Source organism: Streptomyces sp. NBC_00322, from assembly GCF_036147535.1.
Taxonomy (GTDB): Bacteria; Actinomycetota; Actinomycetes; order Streptomycetales; family Streptomycetaceae; genus Streptomyces.
On sequence record NZ_CP108019.1, the window covers coordinates 5,045,591 to 5,067,788 of the forward strand.

A 22,198-nucleotide genomic window follows, 5' to 3' on the forward strand; every position below is an offset into this window, starting at 1 on the left:
CGAGGCGCGGGCCGTGCACCGCGAGCTGCCGTCGGTCGTCCCCTGGGTGCGGCACCTGTCCGACGACGAGGTGCGGCAATTCGTGCAGGAACTCGCCGAAACGGCGCATACGGACGTCGACGTCAACGTCCAGGCCGACTTTCACCGTGTCATTGCCGAATGGCGTGCGACGGCCCGGATTCTGGCCGACCCCGAACTGACCGCTCAGCTCATGCGCCCCTTGCCGGAGGACGATCTCTAGGCGTCGACCCGGCATCCGAAGGACACCGAGTAGGTGTCAGCCGCGGGCTGCTTGCCGTACAGGCAGTCGGTGCGGCCGCCTGCCGCACCGGGGGCCTGCACGGTGGGCGCCCCGGTGCGTGGCCCATAGGCGGCGTACGCGGGGAACAGCGCGGCGGCGGGCACAGCAGCGGTCAGTACAGCGATGGCGATCAGCCGTGATGTGGTCACGCCCCCCGAGCCTGCCGATACGGACGGGCCGAGCCCGGGAGACACGCGTGCGGGCTAGTCCAGAGGGAGCAGCGCGGGGTGCGCGAGGAAGGCGGACCAGGTGGAGGGGGTGACGGCGAGGTGGGGGCCGTCGGTGACCTTGGAGTCCCGGATACGGATGGTGGCAGCGGTGGTGGCGACCTCGACGCACGCGCCTCCTTCGCCGCTGCTGTAGCTGCTCTTGTACCAGTTGAGCTCAGTGGTGTTCATCGTTCTCCCAGCATCTTCTCGACCAGGGACAGCGACTCCCGTGGGGTGAGAGCCTGCGCCCGGATAATCCCATAGCGCTCGGTGAAGACGCGGACCTCCTCCGCATCGGTGATCAGCCGGGGGTGTCCGTAGATCTCCGTATACGCCACCTGTTGCCGCCCCTTGGGCGTCAGCAGGATGAACGCGCCATCCAGGCTCGGGTGTTCCTCGCGATCCAGGGGCATCACCTGAAGCTCCACGGTCCGCAACCGCCCGACGCGCAGCAGTCGACGCAACTGGTTCTCATTAACGGTGCGCCCACCGATCGGCCGTTTCAGTACGGCCTCCTCCAACACGAAGCTGAAGGTCGGTGCGGGCCATCGTTCGAAGATCTGCTGCCGAGCAAGCCGGTCGGCCACGCGCTTTTCGATGGTCTCTTCGTCAAGCAGCGGCCGACGCTGGGTGAAGATGGCTCGCGCGTACTCCTCGGTCTGAAGGAGCCCAGGCACGGCCTGGTTGCTGTAGTCGTGCAGCGCGACGGCCTCCGCCTCAGCCCGGGCGTAATCCCGGAACCAGTCCGGATGCCGGGTCCGCGCCTTCGCCTGGGCCTCCCGTACGTCCTCCACCGCCGCCTTGAGCACATCCCCGGCCGACAGCAACTCATCGGCCCGCACCAGGAAATCGGGCTGCGGCGTCCGCACGCCCCGCTCCATCGCGGAGATGAGGTCCTCCCCGCAATGGGCAGCAACCCCCAGCTCGCGCTGGCTCATCGAGGCGTTCTCCCGCAGCACCTTGATCTGCTTGCCCAGAGCGCTGAAGAGATGCGCTGTCCCGTCCACTTCGGCCGGCCGCTCCGGCCGCTCTTCCGTCATGCCGTACCGCCTTCTCGGGTCACGGCCGACGTTCCGCACAGCCCGCCGTCCGTACCCGTACAGTTACCCAGCGTCGCGATCACGCTCCTGGTCAGGGTACGGGGAACCGGTCACGCTCGGTGACATGAAATCCGAAATCGCCACCCCCACGGCTGAGTTCACGCAACGCTTCAGCGCCACCCGCCGGGGCGCCCGCGTGGCCCGCCACCTCGCTGTCCACCAACTCGACGGCTGGGGCATCCCCTACGGCAGCGACCTCTCCGACACGGCCGCACTGATCGTCGCCGAGCTGACGGCAAACGCGGTCACCCATGCCCGCGTCCAGGGCCGCGACTTCGAACTGCGCCTCACGCTCTGGCCGCTGACGCTCCGCATCGAGGTCTCGGACGCCCGCGGCGACCGCGAACCGGCCGCGAGGCCACCGACCCCCGACTCGGAGACGGGCCGTGGCCTGCTCCTGGTCGACGCGCTGGCCACGGAGTGGGGCACGGCCGACCGCGTCGTAGGCAAGACGGTCTGGGCGGAACTATCGCTGGAGTGAGCCGACTTACTGCGTCGGAGCGGCGGCCCACATGCTGACGCTCCACACATCTCCATGCCCTAGCGACCGTCCACGCTCTTCGTGATCGTCGTTCACGATGGCGGACACATTCGTGTCCGCCGCGGCTGCGCGGTACTCGAGGAAGCCACCTTGGTCGGTGACCTTCATTGTCGGAGCCTCCGGCGTCTTGGAGAGCGCGTCCCGCAGTTCATCCCAGGCGAGGTACTGCGGGAAGTCGACCCGCATGCTCTTGCGCCACTCTCTTCGCATGGAGCCGCCCGACGCCAGTCTGTGCAATTGGATTGAACAGTTGGCCATCACCCACTCAGGGCCCGGGTTGAAGGAGAACTCAAAGAATCCATAGTCCCGCCGCAGCGAGAGACCAGACCGACAGGCATCGTCGATGAACTTGCAGTGGATCGCTTCGTCGACTTGGCCGAGGGTCGATCCGACCCCCAGCCCGTGCAGCCGCCCCGTGGTGATGAAAGAGACAAGGAATGGAATCGCCTTCACGATCAGCTCTCTCCAGCGCATCGAAGGCCCCGTGTGAGCGCCCGTAGGTTGATTCTCGCAGGGCAGCCCCAGCGAGTGGAGAGCAGCCGCTCGTGGCCGGAGTGGTCTACATGCGGAGACAATCTGACACAAGACTATTTTCCCCACGCCAGGATTCCCCCGACCGAAATCGTCAGCCTCGTCAGATGTACCCAGGTCAGTAACGGGCGCAAGTTTCGGCTCCAACTCGGCCGCTGGGGCGAGAACGCGGCGACCGAGCCGGACGCTGCACTGACCCAGAAGGCCCACCAGGCGATGTCGAGGGAGTAATGGAGGCCGGTGCAGCCTCCCTTGGTGCAGCGCTCGAGCAGAGGGCGCAGGCAATGACGATGGCGGGGACGAGGCCCACAAGACCGGCCCGGGCTTGCAGCCGCGATCGCCGATCGTCAGCCACATGCGGTGGGAGGGAAACGTCGTGCATGCCGCCAGTAGGTCATGGTCGGAGCCCGGAAGATCCGCGCGGATACTCATCCCGCTACTCAAAAGGCCCTTGAGCTCCAAGCTTTGAGCTCCGAGCTCCGAGCCCTGTTTGTGAGGAATGGTTGGTGGATTGAACCCACCCACCCTCCCCAACGCCCGTAATGCCCACGAGAGTTGACTTTCGGTGTTCAGCTTGCCACGCGCTGTCATATGCCTCTAGCGTTCACAGCAATGAACAACCCCGACCGGTGTTCGAGCACCAGCCGGGGTCTGACCTCCAAGATCGACAGGACCGATCTCGTGGCTTCCCTCAACTCTAGCTGTGCCCTGCCCACGCCCGCACACCCCATGGCCAGCCCCGGCTACGGCAAGCGCCCCGCACCCGATCAATCGCCCTCCCGCAGCGGCGACTTCGCACACCTGCCCGAGCGGGAGGCGGCCGTCGCCGTCTTCATCGATCGCCTCCCCGAGGGCGCGGCAATGGACCACAAGACCCTTGCCAAACACATCGCCGGCTACCGCCAGGCGGCGATCCGTAGTGCGCTCAAGGCACTCACGAACGCGGGCCATCTGCGCCGGATCAAGGAGAAAGTGGTCCGCGACGACGGGGAGCGCTGGGTGACGCGTACGTACTGGTCGCGTACCGCCCGCAGTGCCGACTGGTGGCAAAAGTTCTGCCGGAGCCTACGAGGCGTGATGCTCGACGCCCCGGGCGGTGCCCCTGACGACCCAGCCGGCAGCCGCCGAGCCCGCACGGGAGCGCACCACTGCCTACCGGACCCTTGCCGCCCTCGGCCGTACCAACCCTCGGATGACCCTCTCTGCCGCCGACTGCGAGCGGCTGGAACCTCTCGCCGCGACCTGGCTGACGTACGGCGCGAGCGTGCAGCACCTGATCCGTGTCCTCACTGACGGACTGCCCGATGCGATCCACAACCCGGCGGGGATCGCGAAACGACGACTGGAGGACAAGATGCCGCCCAAGCCTGCCCGTGAGCCCGAGACCGTGCTGCACAGCGTCATGATCTGCATGTTCTGTGACACGACCGAGGAAGACGAGCCGCTGATCAACGGCATGTGCGAGGCCTGTCGCAGCGAGGACGAGGACGACATCCCGGCCACGTTCCGCCCCGGCCCCCGTCCGGCGGAGGTGGCTGCGCACGCCGACGCCGCGCGTGTCGCGGCCGGACTGCCGCCGAGGAGTCGCGGATGAGCGTGCACGATGCGCCGGTCAGGGCACCATGGAGGGGAGGAGGCGACGCCATGACCCCCAGGACTACCCCCCGGCCGTCCCGGCCCCAGATGTCGGTCGAAGAGTTCGAGGAACTCGCCCGCCGTTCGCCAGAGATGGTGCGGCTGGAGTTCAGCCAGGGAAAGGTCCAGGTCAAGCCCGTGCCGGACGGTGTCCACGGAGCCATCATGATGTGGCTCCTCGAACAGTGCATGCAGCACCTCCCTGATCATCGCCTCTACCCCGAGCAAGGCCTGAAGGTCGAGACGTACCGCAGAGGGCGGGCCCGTCCGGACGGCGCTCTCGCGCCCATCGACCACTTCGTCCCGCAGGGCGAGTGGGCCGAGCCGGGTGGCGTCCTGATGACCGTCGAGGTCACCTCGCACGACCCCGACACCGACCAGCGCGACCGCGTCGAGAAGCCCGGCGGCTACGCGGCGGCAGGTATCCCGGTCTACCTCCTCGTCGACCGCGACGCCTGCTCGGTCACCGTCCATGCCGAACCCGAGGGCGGCTCGTATCGAAGCATCACCACGCGCCCCTTCGGCGCCGTTGTCGAGCTCCCCGACCCTGTCGGGATCACTCTGGAGACGCAGAAGCTCAAGGACTACGCCGAGTGATGGGGAAGCGAGTTGAGTACGCGGATGAGTAGCTGGACGGATCTTCGGCGACGCGGCCTGTGGCGAACTGGAGAGCATGAATGAAGCTCCAGCCATCGCCGCCCGGACCAGCGACCGGCAATGGCGCCGTCCGGCCTGCCTCGGGCTCATGACGCTGCTCCCGACCGCGATTCTCGCGTGGCTCGCCGTCCTGATGTCCGAACGCTTCGGACGCTGTCTGACCTACGGGGAGGGGTGCGGAGCGAGCTACAACGCGCTGGGTAGCGTGGCGTGGTACGCGTTCTGGGGAAGCGCGACCGCGGGAGTCGCGGCGCTGATCGTGTACCCGACGGCTGGTTGGGCGAGGCGCGTGCGGAAGTCGCTCGTCGTCACCCAGCTCGCGCTGCAGCTCGTCACTGCGACGGCGATCCTCGCCATGGCCTGATCCGCCGAGAACGCCATGCGCCGCGCCCGCAAGCGAGCCAGGGACGGGGGGCTGGATGTCGCCGAGGCTGCTGCGCGGTTGCAGGCGCGCGGGGGCGACCTCGTCGATCTGTGTGCCTCGCGATGCCGGGCGGCCCCGGGGCATCACGTACTGTAAGAGCTCGCCGGCTGCACCGACTCGGCGACACTGATCGCCGCCGAGCTGATAGCCAACGCAGCCAGCTACGCCCGTCCAGGGCCGCGACTTCGAACTGCGCCTCACGCTCTGGCCGCTGACGCTCCGCATCGAGGTCCCGGCGCCCGCGGCGACCGGCGAACCGTCTTCGAGGCCACCGACCCTTGACTCGGAAACGGGCCGCGGCCTGCTCCTGGTCGAGGTACTCGCCTCGACGTGGGGAGTTGCCGACCGCGTCGTCGGCAAGACGGTCTGGGCCGAACTGACGCTGCGGTGAGCCGACACGTTCCCGCCTCACTGCCCGTGACTTGGGGAGGCGTCAAATCGTGTAGGGATATAGCAAGACGTTCGACGTGGTGAATTCAACCGAATCGCCGATGGAGGCTTCTGTGGTGTCAGCCGCGACCTCAACGAGCACGATGTCCCGATCGATGCGAAGTGCGACAACGGCGTCATCGCCCACAGACTGAACGGAGCCGCGAAGGGTCACCTCGCGCCGCGAGTACTCTCCTGCAATTAGATCAGGTCCGGTGGTCAGGGCCCATGAGGTGACTACGTCTGGGACTTCGAGTTCGACGTCGTATGCACCAGCTTCGGGTTCCATTGAGCTGTGCCAGCAACCCCATGCCGATCCAGCAGGACTATCGAAGGTGACGACTTTTGCTTGGGGGTCCAGGACTTCGGTAATTTGAATTCTCACGCGCTCACTTCAATCCTAGCGGGACTCGCACCATCGTATTGTCAACTATCCACGTGTTCGACGGGGAAATGAAGGTCCACGACTCTTTGTGGAAGTGGAATTTTGTGGGCTTGCTATTCATTTCGTGATCGCCTAGACGGATGCTTCGCGTGCCGTCGGCGGAAACCAGCCTGTTGGGATCCAGTTGACCTGTTCGGGGGTGAATGTTCGTGTAGGGGCCATCACCGAGAAATTTCTCCCATTCGTCTATCACCTGGTGAGGCTTTAGGGGCTTCGGAGCAACGACCTCTGGTGTGTTGATTACCGTTTCCGGCGGAAAGCAGGGTGCCAGACCGAGCGGATCAGTCCAGGTGTGAGGGTTGTGGACGTACGTCGCCGGATTAGGGTCAGGTGTTAGACCCAGTGGGTCCGCCGTGAGGTAGCGGGCTGTTCCAGGTTCATAGTGGCGGTGGAAGTTGTAGTGGAGTCCGGTCTCCGGGTCGAAGTATTGGCCCGGGAACCGTAGTGGGGTATACGCCGTGCTTGTGGTTGCCCAGGTCGTTGTACCCCACAGTGTGCTTCGAGTTTGCCATGCGAGTGCGCCCGACTCGTCGATGAGTTCGCTGGGGGTTCCGACCAGGTCGGTGACAATCGAGAAGAAGCGCTCGTCGATGGACTGCTGTGGGGCGTCCGCGGCGAGGATTCGTTCTGTCTGGGCAATTGGCTGCAGACGGTTGTAATCCCAGGTGAGCGCGACCGGGTTAGGGAGTGTCTCGCTCTCGGTGGTCTGTTCGCAAAGAGTTGCGCCGACCCAGGTGAAGGAGACGTTCTCCAGAATCGTCTGGCCGTCATCGGCGAGCCTCTGTTTGGCAATTCGGCGGCCCAGTGGGTCGTACCGGTACCGCCACACGGCTCCATCCGGCGTGGTCACGCAAGTGAGTCGGTCTTCCGCGTCCCATTCGTAGAACCACGTGTCGGGCTTGCGCGAGAGACGGGTCTTCTGGCGCAGTACGATCCGACCCTGTGCGTCGTGTTCGTAGCGGACGCGTCCGGCGCGGTTGATTTGCGTGCCTGTGTAGGTGCGCGCACCGCTGGCCTCCTGGCCTGGATGGGAAGCCGGCCAGAAGGCCTCGGTCTGGTTGCCAGCCGCGTCGTACGCGTATCTCTCCGTCCAATTAGCTGCACGGACCGCGGTAACCCGGCCTGCTACGTCCAGGTCGAAGGTCCTCACGCCGGATAGCTCGTCCTCGACGCCGACTAGATGGCCGTCGGCTCTATAGGTGTAGGCGCGGCGTTGAAGATCGCGGCCCTGGCTGATGACGTGTTGGTCGGTCACGCGGCCCATCGCGTCGAACCCGTGCCGAAGTGTGACCCTCTCGCCGAAGCAGCGGGCGAGTTCCCGGCCCATGGCGTCGTGTTCGAAGGTGAGAGTGCGGCCCGAGGTCGTGAGCTCGGTGCGGTTGCCCGCTGCGTCGTACGCCCACGTGCTGACGGCCCCGGTCGGCGTTGCTCTGCCTGTCCGGCGGCCGAGGACGTCGTAGTCAAACCGGAGCTTGCGCCCATTCACGGTCTCGGACCTCAAGAGTCCGAACCGGTCGCGGAGCCGGACCAAGGTCGCGTCCGGACTGGTTGCTGCAGCGAGCTCGTCGAAGATGTCGTACTCGAAGGTGGTGATAGCGCCTTCCGCGTCTTTGCGGATCACCTGGCCGAGCTCGTCGTGCTCAAACCGGACGGTCTGGCCGAGCCCGTTGGTCCGAGACGTAAGGCGGCTCGCCTCGTCGTGGGTGTAAGAGAGCGTGCGACCGTCAAAGTCCGTCTCTGATATGAGCCGCCCGGCCGCGTCGTACTCGTAGTCCCAGGTCAGCCCTTGCGGATTCGCGACTCGTATCAGCTGGAGATTGGTGTCGTGGTCAAACTCGTAGCGCGCACCGTCCGGCCCGGCACGGGCCACGAGCAGGTCGAAGTCTGTGTACTCGAAAGTTGAGACCCCGCCCAAGGCATCGGTGTGCGACAGACAGTTGCCCTCGCCGTCGTACACCCAGGACTGCTCGCTCCCGTCCGCGTCGATACGCCTGGAGACCTTGCCCTCCACGGTCCACTCGAATCGCGTTATCGAGCCGAGTGCATCCGTGATGGTGACCGGGCGGCCGAACGCGTCGCGTTCGTACCGAGTCGTCGCACCTAGAGGGTCAGTCATCTCCAGAGGGAGTCCCGCCCTGTCACAACGCACGATAGTGCTGTGGCCAAGAGCGTCCGTGGCCGACGTCAGGTGCCCCGCCTGGTCGTACGAGAAGCGTGTCGTCGCACCCGAAGAATCCGTGACCGACGTGCGGTTGCAGCGCTCGTCGTACGTCTGGCGCGTGACTGTCCCGTCCGCGCGCCTAACGCGGACTGGCATTCCCAGCTTGTTGTAATCGACGCACAGCTCCCGCCCGTCCGGGCGCACCACCGTGGTCAGACGGCCCGACTCGTCATACGTGGATCGGCTGACGTGGCCGAGCGGGTCCGTCACCGACAGCAGTCGGTTGTAGCGATCGCGCTCGAAGCGCGTCACGCCACCCATCGCGTCGATCTCCGCGACAACCTGGGCACGTTCGTTGATGAGGAACCGCTTGGCGTGGCCCAGCCCGTCGGTCATCGACGTCAGGCGCAGGCCGGTGTCCGGGTCGGTGTCGTCCCAGGTGAAGCGCGACTCGACGTGGCCGTTGGCGCCGGTCTGGTACACGCAACGGTCGAGGTCGTCGTAGACGTAGTCGTAGCGGCTGGCGTTGGTGTCCGTCCATGACGTGATGCGACCGTGCTCGTCGCATCCGAACCGCAATGGACGGCCGCAGGAGTTGGTGACCTCGGTGAGGTGGCCGTCGGTGTAGCCGTAGCGCAGGATCTCCTGGTCGGTGCCGTCCAGGGCCGCGCCCGCCAGATGGAGAGCGGTGACTCTGCCCTCGTTGGTGGTGAGTTTCAGGTGATAGCCGCCGTGGTGGACGATCGCGGTCGGGGCGCCGTCCTCGTCGTACTCGAAGGTGATCCAGCGGCCGTTACGGTCGTCGATCTGGGCGAGGAGCGCCAGTTCGGCGGTGTGGTCTACGAAATGCCAGACCTGGCCGCTCTCGGGGTCCGTGACGGTGTAGCCGTCGTCCACCCGGTTCAGTGGCCAGCGGCGGCCGTGCGTGGGCATGACGGGGACACCGGGCGCGGGATGCGGATACGCCAGCAGGCTGCCCTCGTCACAGCTGAACACCACGCCCTCGGAGTCGATCTCCAGGCGCTGGTCCACCGTGCTCGCCCAGGTCGAGCCGAACCAGCCGCCAGCGCGGTACGAGGAGTCGAAGGTGCGCCGGAACACCAGGGGGAGTGAGGCCGGTAGCGCGATGTCCGTCTGCGGCAGGAGCATCCGCCCGGTCGCGACATCAACGGGGTCTCCGTCGCACTTCGTCTCGCTGCACTTCTTGCCGCCGCTGTCAGGGTCCTTGTCGTGACCGTGGCGGCCCTTGCCCTTCGGGTGTTCGGCAAGGTCCTTTGCGCCGGAGCGCAGCAGCCCCTTGAGGCCGCCCGCGCCCTTGGAGCCGATCAGCTCCGGAACCAGTCGGCCGAGGAACTCCGACGGGTCGCCCTTGGCAGCCTCCCATGCGTTCTTCAGCGCACGGTCCGGGTTGGCCACGGTGGACGCCAGCCCCGCGAGCGTCATGTTGAGGCCCTTGTAGTACTCCGCCGGGTGGGTCAGGTTGTACGGGTCCATCGGGTCGACCGACCGGACGAAGTTGAGCAGGCCCGCCGTGCCCTTGACGATGCCGCCGCCGAAATGCGCCAGTTCGAAGCCCTGGGCCATGCTCCAGTCCATGGCTTCGAGCTTTAGCTTCTCGCGGCCGGTGGGTTCCTTCGGCGCGTGGGCCATCGCCGCGGTGACCGCCGTCTTGGCTGTCTCGGCGGCTTCGTTGCGATGACGGCGCGCTTCCTTGAGGATCTCCTGCGCCCGCTCGCGTTTGGCCTCGCCGGGGTCGGGGGGCTCAACTGGCCTGGGCAGCGGATTATCGCCGTTGCGCGCGGCGTTGTACGCGTCGACCTTCTTGTTGTACGCGTCTGTGGCCGTCTTGGAGGACTCGTCGCCCTCCTTGTACAGGGCGATCGCCTCCTTCGCCTTGCCCTGCGCGCTCGTGATCGACTTGGAGTACGTCTCCAGTGCCTTCGCGGCGTCCTCGAACGCGTCGGCCGCGTGCAGCCAGTCGGTGGGCAGGGTCTGGAACTTCTCGCGGAACGCGTCGGCCGCCTCGCCCTTCCAGTGACTGGAGTCGAGTCTCTTCATTCCGGCGCCGACCAGGTCGAACGCCATCTGGAAGTCCCGCAGGTTCTTCACCGACTCGGCGATCTTCCCGGGATTGCCGTGGATCAGCTCATTCGCTTCCTCGGTCTCGCCGAGCTGCTGCTCACCGACTTCCGCGCCGAGCGATGAGGCGGTCTCGTCGCCCCAGTCCTCGACCACGTCCGCCATCGCGTGCTGGCCCGCGTGATCAAGACCTTCACCGATCTTGTCGGTGGTCCAGTCGACACCCTCGCCGACCTTCTCCTTGGCCTTGTCGACACCCTTGTCGACAAGATCGATGCCCTTGTCGACCCACTTCCCCCAGTCCGGCATCAGCCGTGCTCCCCCCACCGCGGCTGTTCAGCCTGATCGATCGTCGCTTGATCCGGATCGAACGTCTCGCGCAGCTCCTCGTCCATCTTCTCGCGCACTTTCGGGTCGATGATTCCCGAGCGCTCCATCGAGTCCATCTGCGCGTCCATGACGTCGTATCCGGTGTTCTTCCAGGTCTGGTTGACCTCTTTCTGGGCCTCGGAGAAGGACTCGGCGCTCCAGTCCGCACCGTCGAACGCGGACTGGGTGCTGATCTTGTCCCAGCTCATGCCCTTGACCTCGTCCTCGCTCAAGTGCGGGTTCCCGTTCAGGGAGTTCACGCCGATCTTGATCGAGTCCTTGACGTACTGCTCCTGTTCGGCGAACGAGCCTGCTGCCAGGCCAACCCCTTGCGCGAACCCGTTCCCTCGCATGGTGAGGGTCCGCACGCCCCACTCCCAGCGGTCACAGAACGTCTGGAACTCCGCCGTCAGCCCGCCGTGCCCCAACTCCAGTCCCGACAGGGCGAGATCCGAGAAGCCTCGCCCGGTAGACGCCTCGCCGATCATGCCGAGTTCCTTCAACTCGGCATGCGCCAAGTTGATGCCCATCGCAATGGCGGCCAAGGCCACTGGCGGCGCCGCGAGATCAGGATCGCTTCCGGTCATTCCGTCCCCCCGAGATCAACCGCCACCGCGTCGGGCACGATGCCCTCGACCGGCGGGAACAACATGCCCTCGTCACTGCCCGCGTCGAGTGCCACGCCTGCGGGTCCGGGCAGCATCGGCACCATCACGTCCAGCAGGCGCGCGCCCAGGATCGTCTGATACGTCCACTCACGGTCGGCGTCGCCCTGTGCCCGTGCGAACCGGGCAAGCGCCTCCTCGTCGGAGAACGCGCAGATCCACCGGACTCCGCCCTGGTCGGCCGTCCACAGGCTGCCGTACGCGTCGATCGGCACCAGTACCGCGGTGCGGCGGAATTCCCCGAGCAACACCGCAAACTCTCGGCGGGCTGCAGCGAGTTGTTCGTCCGCAGAGATCTCAGGCGCCGCCTTCGCAGGCCCCGCAGCCGCCACCACCGGAATCGTCGTTGAGTCAGCGAGGTCAGCCAGCCGCGAACGGCGCTCCGGCTGCGATATTCCGTCCCCGTCATTGGTCACACGCGCCATGCTGACACGATCCGATTCTCACAAGCAACGCCGTTAAGTGGTCATTTGGGAAGGCATCCGCGCACTCATCGAAGCTCCGGCGGCTCCACTTCGTTCACTGAGCTACCGCCCTTCTCCCCGGCCGGGTCGTGCGCGCACGGCACCGTGCTTGCCCCGCCGAACCTCTGCGTTCCCGCCCTCCAGCTGAAGACGAGCCTTTCGTCTCCGCCGTCCCCCGCATGCCCGTCCCGCTTCGCCCGCAATGACCACTCCCGGCCGGACGGGAACTCCCGGTACTCCGTGATGTCCCAGCCCGTCTTCCTCAGATGGTCATGCAGCCGCCGCAGGCCCGGCACCGCCTCCCGCTCCGGCACCTGGTCCAGTTCCCAGTGGTGCGACAGCCGGTACGCGCCGGCCACCGGCTCGTCGGCCATGCCCTCCAGTCCACTCGGGTAGCAGTCATCCGTGGAGAAGGAGTTCTCCGTGCCCACCCCGGGCTCCACAACCCCCGGCGGCACGGCACGGTCGAAGCCCAGCACCTCGTACGCCTCTTGAGACAGACGCGCCGCCCGGTCACCCATGGCCTCGGGAGTGGCGCGTGGATAGTCCTCCGGAGTCGCCCCCTCCACCTGGTACGTGACGAACAGGCCGGCAAAGAGAAGCACCGGCGTCACCAGCGCCGCGATGAAGATCCACCAGGCCACGCCCAGTGTCCTGCGGACAACCGCCGTGGCTGGGGATTCGGGGAGTTCGGGGAGTTCGGTGAGGTCGGACAGTTCGCTCATGGGGCCCGACGCTATGCACCGGCCGGGAGCCGCGCATGCGTGCTGATCCTCACGAGCCCTGGGCGCAGGTACTCAGGGGGCAGGCCGGTTCTGTGCCCCGGGTCGGCCTGTCAGCCCGCGCTCGTATGCTCGATCCATGACGGATCACCAGCACGGACGGCCCGGACGCCCCACCGAGAACGCCATGCGCCGCGCCCTCAGGCGAGCCAGGGACGGGGTGGCGCTGGACGTCGCCGAGGCTGCCGTGCTGTTGCAGGCCCGCGCGGACGACCTCGTCGATCTGTGTGCCTCTGCCGCGCGCGTGCGGGATGCCGGGCTGGAGGCCGCGGGGCGCCCCGGCGTCATCACGTACTCGAAGAGCGTGTTCATTCCACTCACCCGGCTGTGCCGGGACAAGTGCCACTACTGCACCTTCGCGACCGTGCCGGGGAAGCTGCGCCGGGCCGGGCACGGGATGTTCATGTCGCCCGACGAGGTCCTGGACATCGCCCGGCGCGGGGCCGAACTGGGCTGCAAGGAAGCGCTGATCACCCTCGGGGACAAGCCCGAGGACCGCTGGCCCGAGGCGCGGGAGTGGCTGGAGGCCGAGGGGTACGACGACACCATCGCGTACGTACGGGCCATGGCGATCCGCATCCTGGAGGAGACCGGGCTGCTGCCGCATCTCAACCCGGGCGTCATGACCTGGACGGACTTCCAGCGGCTGAAGCCCGTCGCGCCGAGCATGGGCATGATGCTGGAGACCACGGCGACGCGGCTGTGGAGCGAGCCGGGCGGGCCGCACCACGGGTCGCCCGACAAGGAGCCCGCCGTCCGGCTGCGGGTGCTGGAGGATGCCGGGCGCAGTTCCGTGCCGTTCACCAGCGGGCTGTTGATCGGGATCGGCGAGACGTACGAGGAGCGCGCCGATTCGCTGTTCGCGCTGCGGCGCATCGCCCGTGCGTATCACGGCATCCAGGAACTGATCATGCAGAACTTCCGCGCCAAGCCGGACACGGCGATGCGCGGGATGCCGGACGCGGAGCTGGACGAGCTGGTCGCGACCGTCGCCGTGGCCCGGCACATCATGGGGCCCTCCGCCTGTCTGCAGGCGCCGCCCAATCTGGTGGCGGGCGAGTATGCGCGGCTCATCGAGGCGGGCATCGACGACTGGGGCGGGGTCTCGCCGCTGACGCCGGACCATGTGAACCCCGAGCGGCCCTGGCCGCAGATCGACGAGCTGGCCGAGCGTTCGGCGGCGGCGGGCTTCCGGCTCGAAGAACGCCTGTGCGTCTACCCGGAGTTCGTGCAGCGCGGCGAGCCCTGGCTCGACCCGCGTCTGCTGCCGCACGTGCGCGCGCTCGCCGATCCGGAGACCGGGCTGGCGAACGCGGACGCTCCCGTCGTGGGACACCCGTGGCAGGAGCCCGACGAAGGCTTCACCTCCACCGGGCGCACCGATCTGCACCGGACGATCGACACCGAAGGCCGGACCGCCGACCGGCGCGACGACTTCGACGAGGTGTACGGGGACTGGGAGGCGCTGCGCGAGGCCGCCGTGCCCGGCATGGTGCCCTCCCGCATCGATGGGGACGTCAAGACAGCCCTCAAGCAGGCCGCCGACGATCCGACCCGGCTCACCGACGAGGAAGCCCTCGCCCTCCTGCATGCTGACGGGCCCGCGCTGGACGCGCTGACGGGCATCGCCGACGACCTCCGCAGATCCGTCGTCGGCGACGACGTCACGTACATCGTCACGCGGAACATCAACTTCACCAACGTCTGCTACACCGGCTGCCGCTTCTGCGCCTTCGCCCAGCGCCGTACCGACGCCGACGCCTACACGCTCTCGCTCGACCAGGTCGCCGACCGCGCCGAGCAGGCCTGGGAGGTCGGCGCGGTCGAGGTGTGCATGCAGGGCGGCATCCACCCCGACCTGCCGGGCACCGCGTACTTCGACATCGCCCGGGCGGTGAAGGCCAGAGTTCCCGGCATGCATGTGCATGCCTTCTCGCCGATGGAGGTCGTCAACGGCGCGACCCGCACCGGGATGTCGATCCGGGAATGGCTCACGGCCGCCAAGGAAGCCGGGCTCGACTCGATCCCCGGGACCGCCGCGGAGATCCTTGACGACGAGGTCCGCTGGATCCTCACCAAGGGCAAGCTGCCCACCGCCACCTGGATCGAGGTCGTCAGCACGGCGCATGAGCTCGGCATCCGGTCCTCGTCGACCATGATGTACGGGCATGTGGACCAGCCCCGGCACTGGCTCGGGCATCTGCGCACCCTCGCCCGTATCCAGCAGGAGACCGGTGGTTTCACGGAGTTCGTGACGCTGCCCTTCATCCACACCAACGCGCCCGTCTATCTCGCGGGGATCGCGCGGCCGGGCCCGACCGCGCGCGACAACCGCGCCGTCACCGCCATGGCCCGGCTCCTGCTCCACCCCCACATCACCAACATCCAGACCAGCTGGGTGAAACTCGGTGCCGAGGGCGCGGCCGAGATGCTCCGCTCCGGGGCCAACGACCTCGGCGGCACCCTGATGGAGGAGACCATCTCCCGCATGGCGGGCTCCAGTTACGGCTCGTACCGCTCCATCAAGGACCTCGTCGCCATCGCTGAGTCGGCAGGTCGGCCGGCGAAGCCGCGTACGACGCTGTACGGCGAGGTGGCACACGAGCGCATGCGCGCCGCGACCGCGTCCGACGGACATCTGCCCGAGCTGCTGCCGGTGCTCGACCCTGGCTGAGAGACTGGGCCCATGGGGCAGCGAGCTGGGGCGAGACCGTCGATGCAGGAGCTGATCAGGCGCCGCAGGCGTGCCGGGTTCGTCGGCAGACGCGGCGAACTCGCCCTGTTTCGCGAGAACTTCGATGTCCCGGTCGAGGATGAGCGGCACCGTTTCGTCTTCCACATCCACGGCAACGCGGGCGTCGGTAAGACCTCGCTCGTGCGCGAGCTGGAGCACACCGCGCGGGAGCGTCAGGCGCTCACCGCCACGCTCGACGAGTCGGTCAACAGCGTGCCGGAGGCGATGGCGGCGATCGGCGCCCAGTTCGCTCAGCAGGACAGTCCCCTGAAGGCGCTGGACCGGATGCTGGCGACCTACCGGCAGCGGCGCTACGAAGCGGAGTCGGCCTCGCCCGAGCCGGAGCAGGCTCCGGGCAGTGCGCCGCCGCCCCCGTCTGCCGGCTCGATGGTGGCTGCGCAGGCCGGACTGGTCGGCCTCGGTCTGCTGCCGGGCGTAGGGGCGCTGGCCGGCGCGGTGGAACCCGCGCACGTAGCCCAGGGCGCGGACCGGCTCAAGGCGTTGCTCAGCGCCCGCTTCCGCAATCAGGAGGATGTCCAGCTGGTGATGGACCCGCTGCGGATCCTCACGCCGGTTCTGATCGCCGAACTGGAACGTGTGGCCGCCGACAGCCCCTGGATCGTCCTCTTCTTCGACACCTACGAACGCACCGGCACTTTCCTGGACGGCTGGCTGCGCGATCTGATCACCACCGAGCGATACGGCACCCTGCCCGCCAACGTCGTCGTCACCCTCGCCGGCCAGGGCAGCCTCGACCCCGGCTGCTGGGCCGATTACGCGGACATCGTCACCGATCTGCCGCTGGAGCCCTTCACGGAGTCGGAGGCACGCCAACTCCTCGCCGCGAAAGGGGTGATGGACGAGGACGTCGTACGGGACGTGCTGCGGATCTCCGGCCGGCTGCCGGTGCTCATCTCCACGCTTGCCGAGAATCCGGGCACCGGGGACGACCCGAGCGCCACCGCCGTGGAGCGGTTCCTGAAGTGGGAGTTGGACCCGGCGCGCAAGGCCGCCGCACAGCTGTGTGCGCTGCCGCGCAGGGTCGATGAGGACATCCTGCGGGCGGTGGTGGAACCGGGCCCGGGGCAGTCGGACGGGTCCCCGGACGGGCTGTTCGCATGGCTCTGCGGGCTGCCATTCGTGAGCATGCGGCAGGGCCGCGCCCAGTACCACGACGTCGTACGCGGTCCCATGCTGCGGCTCCAGCGCGGCAGTTCGCCGCGCCGCTGGAGCGCCGCGCACACTCGGCTGGCCCAGACGTTCGCCGACCGGCGCGAGGCGGCGGCCGAAGGCGTGGCGCCGGATGAACTGTGGGCGCAGGAGAGCTGGCGGGGGCCGCGCCTGGAGGAGTGGTACCACCGGCTGTGCGCACAGCCGCGCACCGCGCTGCCCGGGATGCTGCGAGACGGCCTGGAGGCGTGCGAGCAGGGCGGGGCGACGGCCCGCCGCTGGGCCCGGGTGCTGGCCGAGGCGGGGGAGGACGCCGACGACGAGGAGGTGCGCAGGTGGGGCCGGGACGTGCTGGCCGCGCTGGAGGACGAGCAGCGCGGGGACACCGCGCTGCTGGGGCTGCTGCTGGCACGCGCCGGATTCGGCCCGGCTGATCAGGTGGCGGCCCTGGTCGTACGGGCCATGCTGCATCGCTTCGCCGAGCAGTACCGCAGCGCGGGTTCCGACTACGAGCGGGCGCTCACCCTCGACCCTGCCTGCGCCCGGGCGTACTACGGGCGGGCGATGGTGCTCCAGGCGGCGGCGGGGGACACGGCAGGTGCGCTGGAAGACCTGAACCGCGCGGACACCCACTCCCCGGACACCGCGTGGATCCTGCAGGAACGCGGCGAGGTCCACCGGCAACTCGGTCACCACGAGGAGGCGATCGCCGACTGCGACCGTGTCCTTGCGATGGAACCCGACGACGAGCGGGCGCTCGCCACCCGCGGCCACGCCAAGCATCTGCTGGACCGGAGCCGGGAGGCGCTGACGGACCTCGACCGGGCGATCGAGCTGGACCAGGAGTATCTGTGGGCACTGATCCGGCGCTCGGAGGTACGGCAGGCACTCGGTGACGACGCCGGGGCCGTCGCCGACCTGGACCGGGCCCTGGAGGTCGACCCGGAATCGGCATGGGCGGTGGGCGAACGCGGTGATGTCCACAGGCAGGCCGGCCGCTTCGAGGAGGCGATCGCGGATCTGGACCAGGCACTGCGCATCGACCCGGAGTACGCCTGGGCGCTGGGCAGCCGGGCCGCGGCCCGGGCGGCTCTCGGCCACGTCGACCAGGCGCTGGCGGACTACACCCAGGCCCTCGAGATCGACCCCGACTACAGCTGGGCGCTGGTGAGGCGGGCCGACATCCACCATCGGCTGGGGGACCGGGAGGCGCAGTTCGCAGATCTGGACAGGGCGGTCGGCCAGGGTGAGGGCATCCCATTCGCGCTGACCGAGCGGGGGGACGCGCACCGTCGTGCCGGGCGGTACGAGGAGGCGCTCGCCGATCTGGACCGGGCCATCGGGCAGAGACCGGAGTATGGGTGGGCCATCGGCGTACGTGGCCAGGTGCTGCTGGCTGCCAAGCGGCTGCCGGAGGCCCTGACGGATCTTGAACGGGCCGCCGCCTTACTGCCGAAGACGGCCTGGGTGCTGGCGGAGCGTGAGGACGCCTACGACGAATTGCGGGGGTCCGAGGAGCTGCGGGCCCGGTGCGAGGAGGCGGTGGAGAACACCTCCGAGGCGGGGGCATGGATCCGGCGTGCTTGTGCCCGCACGTCCGCGCGGCGCTACGACGAGGCGCTGGCGGACTGGACCAGGGCTTTGGAGTTGGACCCCGAACACGGCTGGGCACGGGTCCGCAGAGCGTGGGTCCGGGGGCGGCTCGGCGACCGGGAGGGGTGGTTCGCCGATCTGGACCGGCTCGTCGCCACCGAGAAGAACCGCGGCTGGGCGCTGGCGCAGCGGGCGCGTGCCCTGACGTCGGCCGGTCTGGTGCGGCGGGCGCTGGCCGACCTGGACCAGTGTGCGGGCATGGGCTACTTCCCCGCCTGGACTCAGGGGCGTCGCGCCGTTGCCTGTCTCTACCTGGACCGGCCGGCCGCGGCGATGGAGGCGCTCGATGCCCTGCTCCCCGGGGACCGGGACGGCGAGCTGCCGCTCGTCGCCGAGACGCTGCGGCGCCTGGGCCGTTTCGAGGAGGCACGGGAGACGGCCGTGCGGCTGCGGACGCGTGACGCGGAGGAGGGGCTCTTCCACCTGGCGATGGCAGCGAGCCGGATGACGGGTACGCAGCAGGCGGCGGGGCTGTGGCGAGAACTCGACGAGCAGTACACCGACCATGACCCGCAAGTGCCGGACGCGTGGGACCTGTGTGAGCGGCTCGTCCTGTCCTGCGCGTTCGGGCAGTGGGGCGAGACCGGACGGTTGCTGGAGCGGGTGCTGGCGGAGCGACCTGTGTGGGGGGACCTCGCCGATCTGGGGGACACCCTGGCCGAATTCGCCGAATGCCCAGGCGCGGACGCGGACCGGCTGGCGGAACTGCTGGCCGGGGTCAGGACGGCTCAAGACGCCCTGACCGGTGCCGGCGAAGGCTGAGTCGTACGGGCCGTCGGCGCCCGCGCGGTGACACCGGCGGCAGGGACGCCACCGGAATCCCGCACTGAACGCTGCTCAAATCCGACCCGAGGGACGAGCGGTCACATACCGCTCAGCGCTCCCTTCCGGTCCTGAAGTGATCTGGTCCGGTCGATTACAGTGCTTCGCCAGGCATAGTTCGACGTCCAGGGGAGGGGCGCGGGGTGAGCGCAGCAGCTACTGCCGTGTGGGGCCGGGCCGAGCAGCAGGACTTCCGCGCCCGGGTGCGCGGTGCCCTGCTCGGCGGCGCCATCGGCGACGCGCTCGGCGCCGGGGTCTCGGAGCTGACCCTGGAGGAGATACGGGCGGACCACGGCCCCGAGGGCGTCGCCGACCTCGTGCCCGCCCACGGCCGCCGCGGGGCCGTCACCGCCGCCACCCAGTTGACCCTGTTCACCGTCGACGGGCTCATACGCGCCCAGGTCCGCCGTGACACCGGCGCCTGGCATCCGCCCACCGATGTGCACCGCGCCTATCTGAGATGGGCTGCCACCCAGCGCGACTGGGGCCCCGACGAACGCCGCAAGGACAACGGCTGGCTCGCCCGCGAGGAGTGGCTCTACACCCGCCGTAACGCTGCCAGGGCCTGCCTCATCGGGCTGGGCGACGAGACGATGGGCACCCTCGAAGCGCCGAAGAACCCGACCGCGTGCGACGCGGGCGCGCTGGTGCGTTCCGCGCCGTTCGGGCTGCTCGTGGGCTGGGAGCCGCAGCTGGTGTGCCAGCTGGCGGTGGAGTGCGCGGCGCAGACGCACGGCCACCCCATCGCGTATCTCTCGGCGGGGGCGTTCGCCGTCATCGTGCACGGTCTGGCCCGGGGCGAGACCCTCGACGGCTCGGTGCAGCGCGCGCTCGCCCTGCTGGCCGCGCGGCCCGGGCACCAGCCCGTCACGGACGCCCTCCAGCTGGCGCTCGGCACCGTACGCCAGGGCATTCCGGGCCCGGCCAGGATCGCCTCGATCGGCGCGGGCGACAGCGCCGAGGACGCCCTCGCCATCGCCGTCTACTGCGCCCTCGTCGGCGAGGACATCCGGCACGGCCTGCGGCTCGCCGTCAACCACGACGGCCCCGCCGAGACCACCGGCTCCGTCACCGGCGCGCTGCTGGGTGCCCTGCACGGCGAGACGGCCCTGCCGCCCGCCTGGCTCTCCGAGCTGGAGGGCCGCCCCACCGTCATCGAACTCGCCGACGACTTCGCGATGGAGATGACCCAGGGCCCGGCCCTGCACGGCCCCACGGTCGCCTCGCCCGGCTGGCTGGCCCGCTACCCGCGCAGCTGACGCGCGAGAGCCCGGCGCCACCCCTGGGGAGCCGGGCCCTGGTACGCAGGACGAAGGCGGGCGCGTCAGCCGTCCGCGCCCTCGCGGCCCAGCACCTTCGCCTCGGCCGGCTCGGCGGGAGCCGGCACGCTCGCCGTGGCGAGCCCGGAACCCTCCGGCCCGTCGTCGTCCGTGTTGATCCGGGCGATGACCGCGTCGCGCTCGGGGGTGTCCTCCGGCTTGACCAGGCCGATCACGATGTAGAGCACGAGCGAGATCGCCAGCGGTACGGAGACCTGGTACTGCAGGGCCACATCGGTCCTGGCGGTGCCGTCGATCTCGTAGTTGAGGAAGAAGAAGGCGATCAGGCCCGCCGCCCAGCTGGTGAGCGCCGCGGTCGGTCCGGACTTACGGAACGGACGCAGCAGGCCGAGCATGAACGGGATCGCGATCGGGCCCATCAGTCCGGCCACCCACTTGATCACGACGGTGATGATGTCCTTGAACGTCGGCGAGTTGACCTGGGTCGCGATCGCCATCGACAGCGCCAGGAACGAGATCGTCGACAGACGCGCGGCGATCAGCCCGGCCCGCTCGGTCCAGCTCCGTGCCTTCTTGGAGATGACCGGCGCGATGTCCCGGGTGAAGACCGCGGCGATCGCGTTGGCGTCGGAGGAGCACATGGCCATGGTGTGCGAGAAGAAGCCCACGATGACCAGGCCCAGCAGACCGTGCGGCAGCAGCTGCTCGGTCATCAGCGCGTACGAGTCGGAGGCGTCCGGCTTCTTCGCCTCGATGAGCAGCGGCGCGCACCACATGGGGAAGAAGAGGACAAGCGGCCAGACGAACCACAGGATGGCGGAGAGCCGCGCCGAGCGGGTGGCTTCACGGGCGTTGGCGGTCGCCATATAGCGCTGCGCCTGGTTCCACATGCCGCCGTTGTACTCGAAGGTCTTGATGAAGAGGAACGCCAGCAGGAACGTCACGGTGTACGGCCCGGCGGTCGCGTCCGTGTGCCCCTGGAGCTCCGGCTTGTCCCAGACCGTCCACAGGGTGCTGAAGCCGTCCAGTTTGCCCATGACCGCGATGAGCATCGCGAGTCCGGCGAAGAGCTGGATGATGAACTGCCCCAGCTCGGTCAGGGCGTCGGCCCACAGACCGCCGACCGTGCAGTAGACACCGGTGATGATGCCGGTGATCAGGATGCCCTGGTTGAGCGAGAGACCGGTGAAGACGGAGAGCAGGGTGGCGATCGCGGCCCACTTGGCGCCCACGTCCACGATCTTCAGCAGCAGGCCCGACCAGGCCAGCGCCTGCTGGGTCTTGAGGTTGTATCGGTTCTTCAGATACTCCAGCGGCGAGGCGACATGCAGCTTGGAGCGCAGTCGGTTCAGCCGCGGCGCGAACAGCTTGGCGCCGATGAAGATGCCGATGGCGATCGGGAGGGACCAGGTCACGAAGGACGTGACACCGTACTTGTAGGCGATGCCCGCGTAACCGGTGAACATCACCGCGCTGTAGCCGGACATGTGGTGCGAGATGCCCGACAGCCACCACGGCATCTTGCCGCCGGCGGTGAAGAAGTCGCTGACGTTGTCGACGCGCTTGTGCGACCAGAGTCCGATCGCGACCATCACACCGAAGTATCCGATGAGCACGGTCCAGTCGAGACTGTTCATGTGCCCCCTCCTGGGGTCCGCCTTGTGAACGCCGTTCATGGTGTGTCCATGCGCGCGGCCACGACAACGACCTGAGGGGTCAAGTGCAGGTAAAATTGTTCGAGTTAATG

At 68.4% G+C, this 22,198-nt stretch carries 18 protein-coding genes; 8 read left to right on the forward strand and 10 right to left on the reverse strand.

Features of this window, described 5'->3' with window-relative positions; genetic code table 11:
• Window positions 1-13: 13 nt before the first annotated feature.
• The gene (locus OG905_RS23035; protein WP_328676637.1) at window positions 14-241 is read left to right on the forward strand and encodes a hypothetical protein; all 228 of its coding nucleotides are present in this window, start codon (window positions 14-16) and stop codon (window positions 239-241) included.
• On the opposite strand, the gene OG905_RS23040 is transcribed toward OG905_RS23035, so the two are convergent.
• From OG905_RS23040 to OG905_RS23050, 3 genes are read right to left on the reverse strand one after another with little or no spacing between them, the layout of a single operon-like run.
• Window positions 238-450 carry a hypothetical protein gene (locus OG905_RS23040; protein ID WP_328676640.1) on the reverse strand — a complete coding sequence of 71 codons (213 nt, stop codon included), beginning with the start codon at window positions 448-450 and terminating at the stop codon, window positions 238-240. The genes OG905_RS23035 and OG905_RS23040 overlap by 4 nt on opposite strands.
• A gap of 54 nt (window positions 451-504) precedes the next feature.
• The gene (locus tag OG905_RS23045) at window positions 505-699 is read right to left on the reverse strand and encodes a DUF397 domain-containing protein (protein WP_328676641.1); all 195 of its coding nucleotides are present in this window, start codon (window positions 697-699) and stop codon (window positions 505-507) included.
• The gene (locus OG905_RS23050; RefSeq protein WP_328676643.1) at window positions 696-1,550 is read right to left on the reverse strand and encodes a helix-turn-helix domain-containing protein; all 855 of its coding nucleotides are present in this window, start codon (window positions 1,548-1,550) and stop codon (window positions 696-698) included. The genes OG905_RS23045 and OG905_RS23050 overlap by 4 nt, the downstream gene beginning before the upstream one ends.
• 124 nt (window positions 1,551-1,674) lie before the next feature.
• On the opposite strand from OG905_RS23050, the gene OG905_RS23055 reads away from it, so the two are divergent.
• The gene (locus OG905_RS23055; RefSeq protein WP_328676645.1) at window positions 1,675-2,091 is read left to right on the forward strand and encodes an ATP-binding protein; all 417 of its coding nucleotides are present in this window, start codon (window positions 1,675-1,677) and stop codon (window positions 2,089-2,091) included.
• Window positions 2,092-2,097: 6 nt separating this feature from the next.
• On the opposite strand, the gene OG905_RS23060 is transcribed toward OG905_RS23055, so the two are convergent.
• Window positions 2,098-2,625, reverse strand: a complete 528-nt coding sequence (locus tag OG905_RS23060; protein WP_328676647.1) for a hypothetical protein — start codon at window positions 2,623-2,625, stop codon at window positions 2,098-2,100.
• A gap of 1,153 nt (window positions 2,626-3,778) precedes the next feature.
• Here OG905_RS23060 and OG905_RS23065 point away from each other — a divergent pair.
• From OG905_RS23065 to OG905_RS23075, 3 genes are all read left to right on the forward strand, one after another.
• The gene (locus OG905_RS23065; protein ID WP_328676649.1) at window positions 3,779-4,276 is read left to right on the forward strand and encodes a hypothetical protein; all 498 of its coding nucleotides are present in this window, start codon (window positions 3,779-3,781) and stop codon (window positions 4,274-4,276) included.
• Between the two features lie 50 nt (window positions 4,277-4,326).
• Window positions 4,327-4,914, forward strand: a complete 588-nt coding sequence (locus OG905_RS23070; protein WP_328676651.1) for a Uma2 family endonuclease — start codon at window positions 4,327-4,329, stop codon at window positions 4,912-4,914.
• A gap of 76 nt (window positions 4,915-4,990) precedes the next feature.
• A complete protein-coding gene (locus tag OG905_RS23075) occupies window positions 4,991-5,338 on the forward strand; it encodes a hypothetical protein (protein WP_328676653.1) in 348 nt (115 codons plus the stop codon).
• A gap of 493 nt (window positions 5,339-5,831) precedes the next feature.
• Here OG905_RS23075 and OG905_RS23080 read toward each other — a convergent pair whose 3' ends face one another.
• The 5 genes from OG905_RS23080 to OG905_RS23100 all read right to left on the reverse strand — a co-directional run bounded on the left by OG905_RS23080 (window position 5,832) and on the right by OG905_RS23100 (window position 12,735).
• A complete protein-coding gene (locus OG905_RS23080; protein WP_328676655.1) occupies window positions 5,832-6,212 on the reverse strand; it encodes a hypothetical protein in 381 nt (126 codons plus the stop codon).
• Between the two features lie 4 nt (window positions 6,213-6,216).
• Entirely contained in the window at window positions 6,217-10,821 is a 4,605-nt protein-coding gene (locus OG905_RS23085) for a putative T7SS-secreted protein (protein ID WP_328676658.1), read from the reverse strand.
• Window positions 10,821-11,468: a hypothetical protein gene (locus tag OG905_RS23090; protein ID WP_328676659.1), complete on the reverse strand. Its 648-nt coding sequence runs from the start codon at window positions 11,466-11,468 to the stop codon at window positions 10,821-10,823. The genes OG905_RS23085 and OG905_RS23090 overlap by 1 nt, the downstream gene beginning before the upstream one ends.
• Window positions 11,465-11,971, reverse strand: a complete 507-nt coding sequence (locus OG905_RS23095; RefSeq protein ID WP_443043972.1) for an SseB family protein — start codon at window positions 11,969-11,971, stop codon at window positions 11,465-11,467. The genes OG905_RS23090 and OG905_RS23095 overlap by 4 nt, the downstream gene beginning before the upstream one ends.
• Window positions 11,972-12,036: 65 nt before the next feature.
• The gene (locus OG905_RS23100; protein WP_328676660.1) at window positions 12,037-12,735 is read right to left on the reverse strand and encodes a hypothetical protein; all 699 of its coding nucleotides are present in this window, start codon (window positions 12,733-12,735) and stop codon (window positions 12,037-12,039) included.
• Between the two features lie 136 nt (window positions 12,736-12,871).
• Between OG905_RS23100 and OG905_RS23105 the strand changes: the two genes are divergently transcribed.
• From OG905_RS23105 to OG905_RS23115, 3 genes are all read left to right on the forward strand, one after another.
• On the forward strand, window positions 12,872-15,466 hold the full coding sequence (locus OG905_RS23105) for a bifunctional FO biosynthesis protein CofGH (RefSeq protein ID WP_328676662.1): 2,595 nt from the start codon (window positions 12,872-12,874) through the stop codon (window positions 15,464-15,466).
• A gap of 12 nt (window positions 15,467-15,478) precedes the next feature.
• Window positions 15,479-19,111 (forward strand): tetratricopeptide repeat protein, encoded by a 3,633-nt coding sequence (locus OG905_RS23110; RefSeq protein WP_328676663.1) that lies wholly within the window; start codon window positions 15,479-15,481, stop codon window positions 19,109-19,111.
• A 203-nt stretch (window positions 19,112-19,314) separates the two neighbouring features.
• Entirely contained in the window at window positions 19,315-20,430 is a 1,116-nt protein-coding gene (locus tag OG905_RS23115) for an ADP-ribosylglycohydrolase family protein (protein ID WP_328676664.1), read from the forward strand.
• Window positions 20,431-20,495: 65 nt separating this feature from the next.
• On the opposite strand, the gene OG905_RS23120 is transcribed toward OG905_RS23115, so the two are convergent.
• Window positions 20,496-22,088 (reverse strand): sodium:solute symporter family protein, encoded by a 1,593-nt coding sequence (locus tag OG905_RS23120; protein ID WP_328676665.1) that lies wholly within the window; start codon window positions 22,086-22,088, stop codon window positions 20,496-20,498.
• Between the last annotated feature and the right edge of the window lie 110 nt (window positions 22,089-22,198).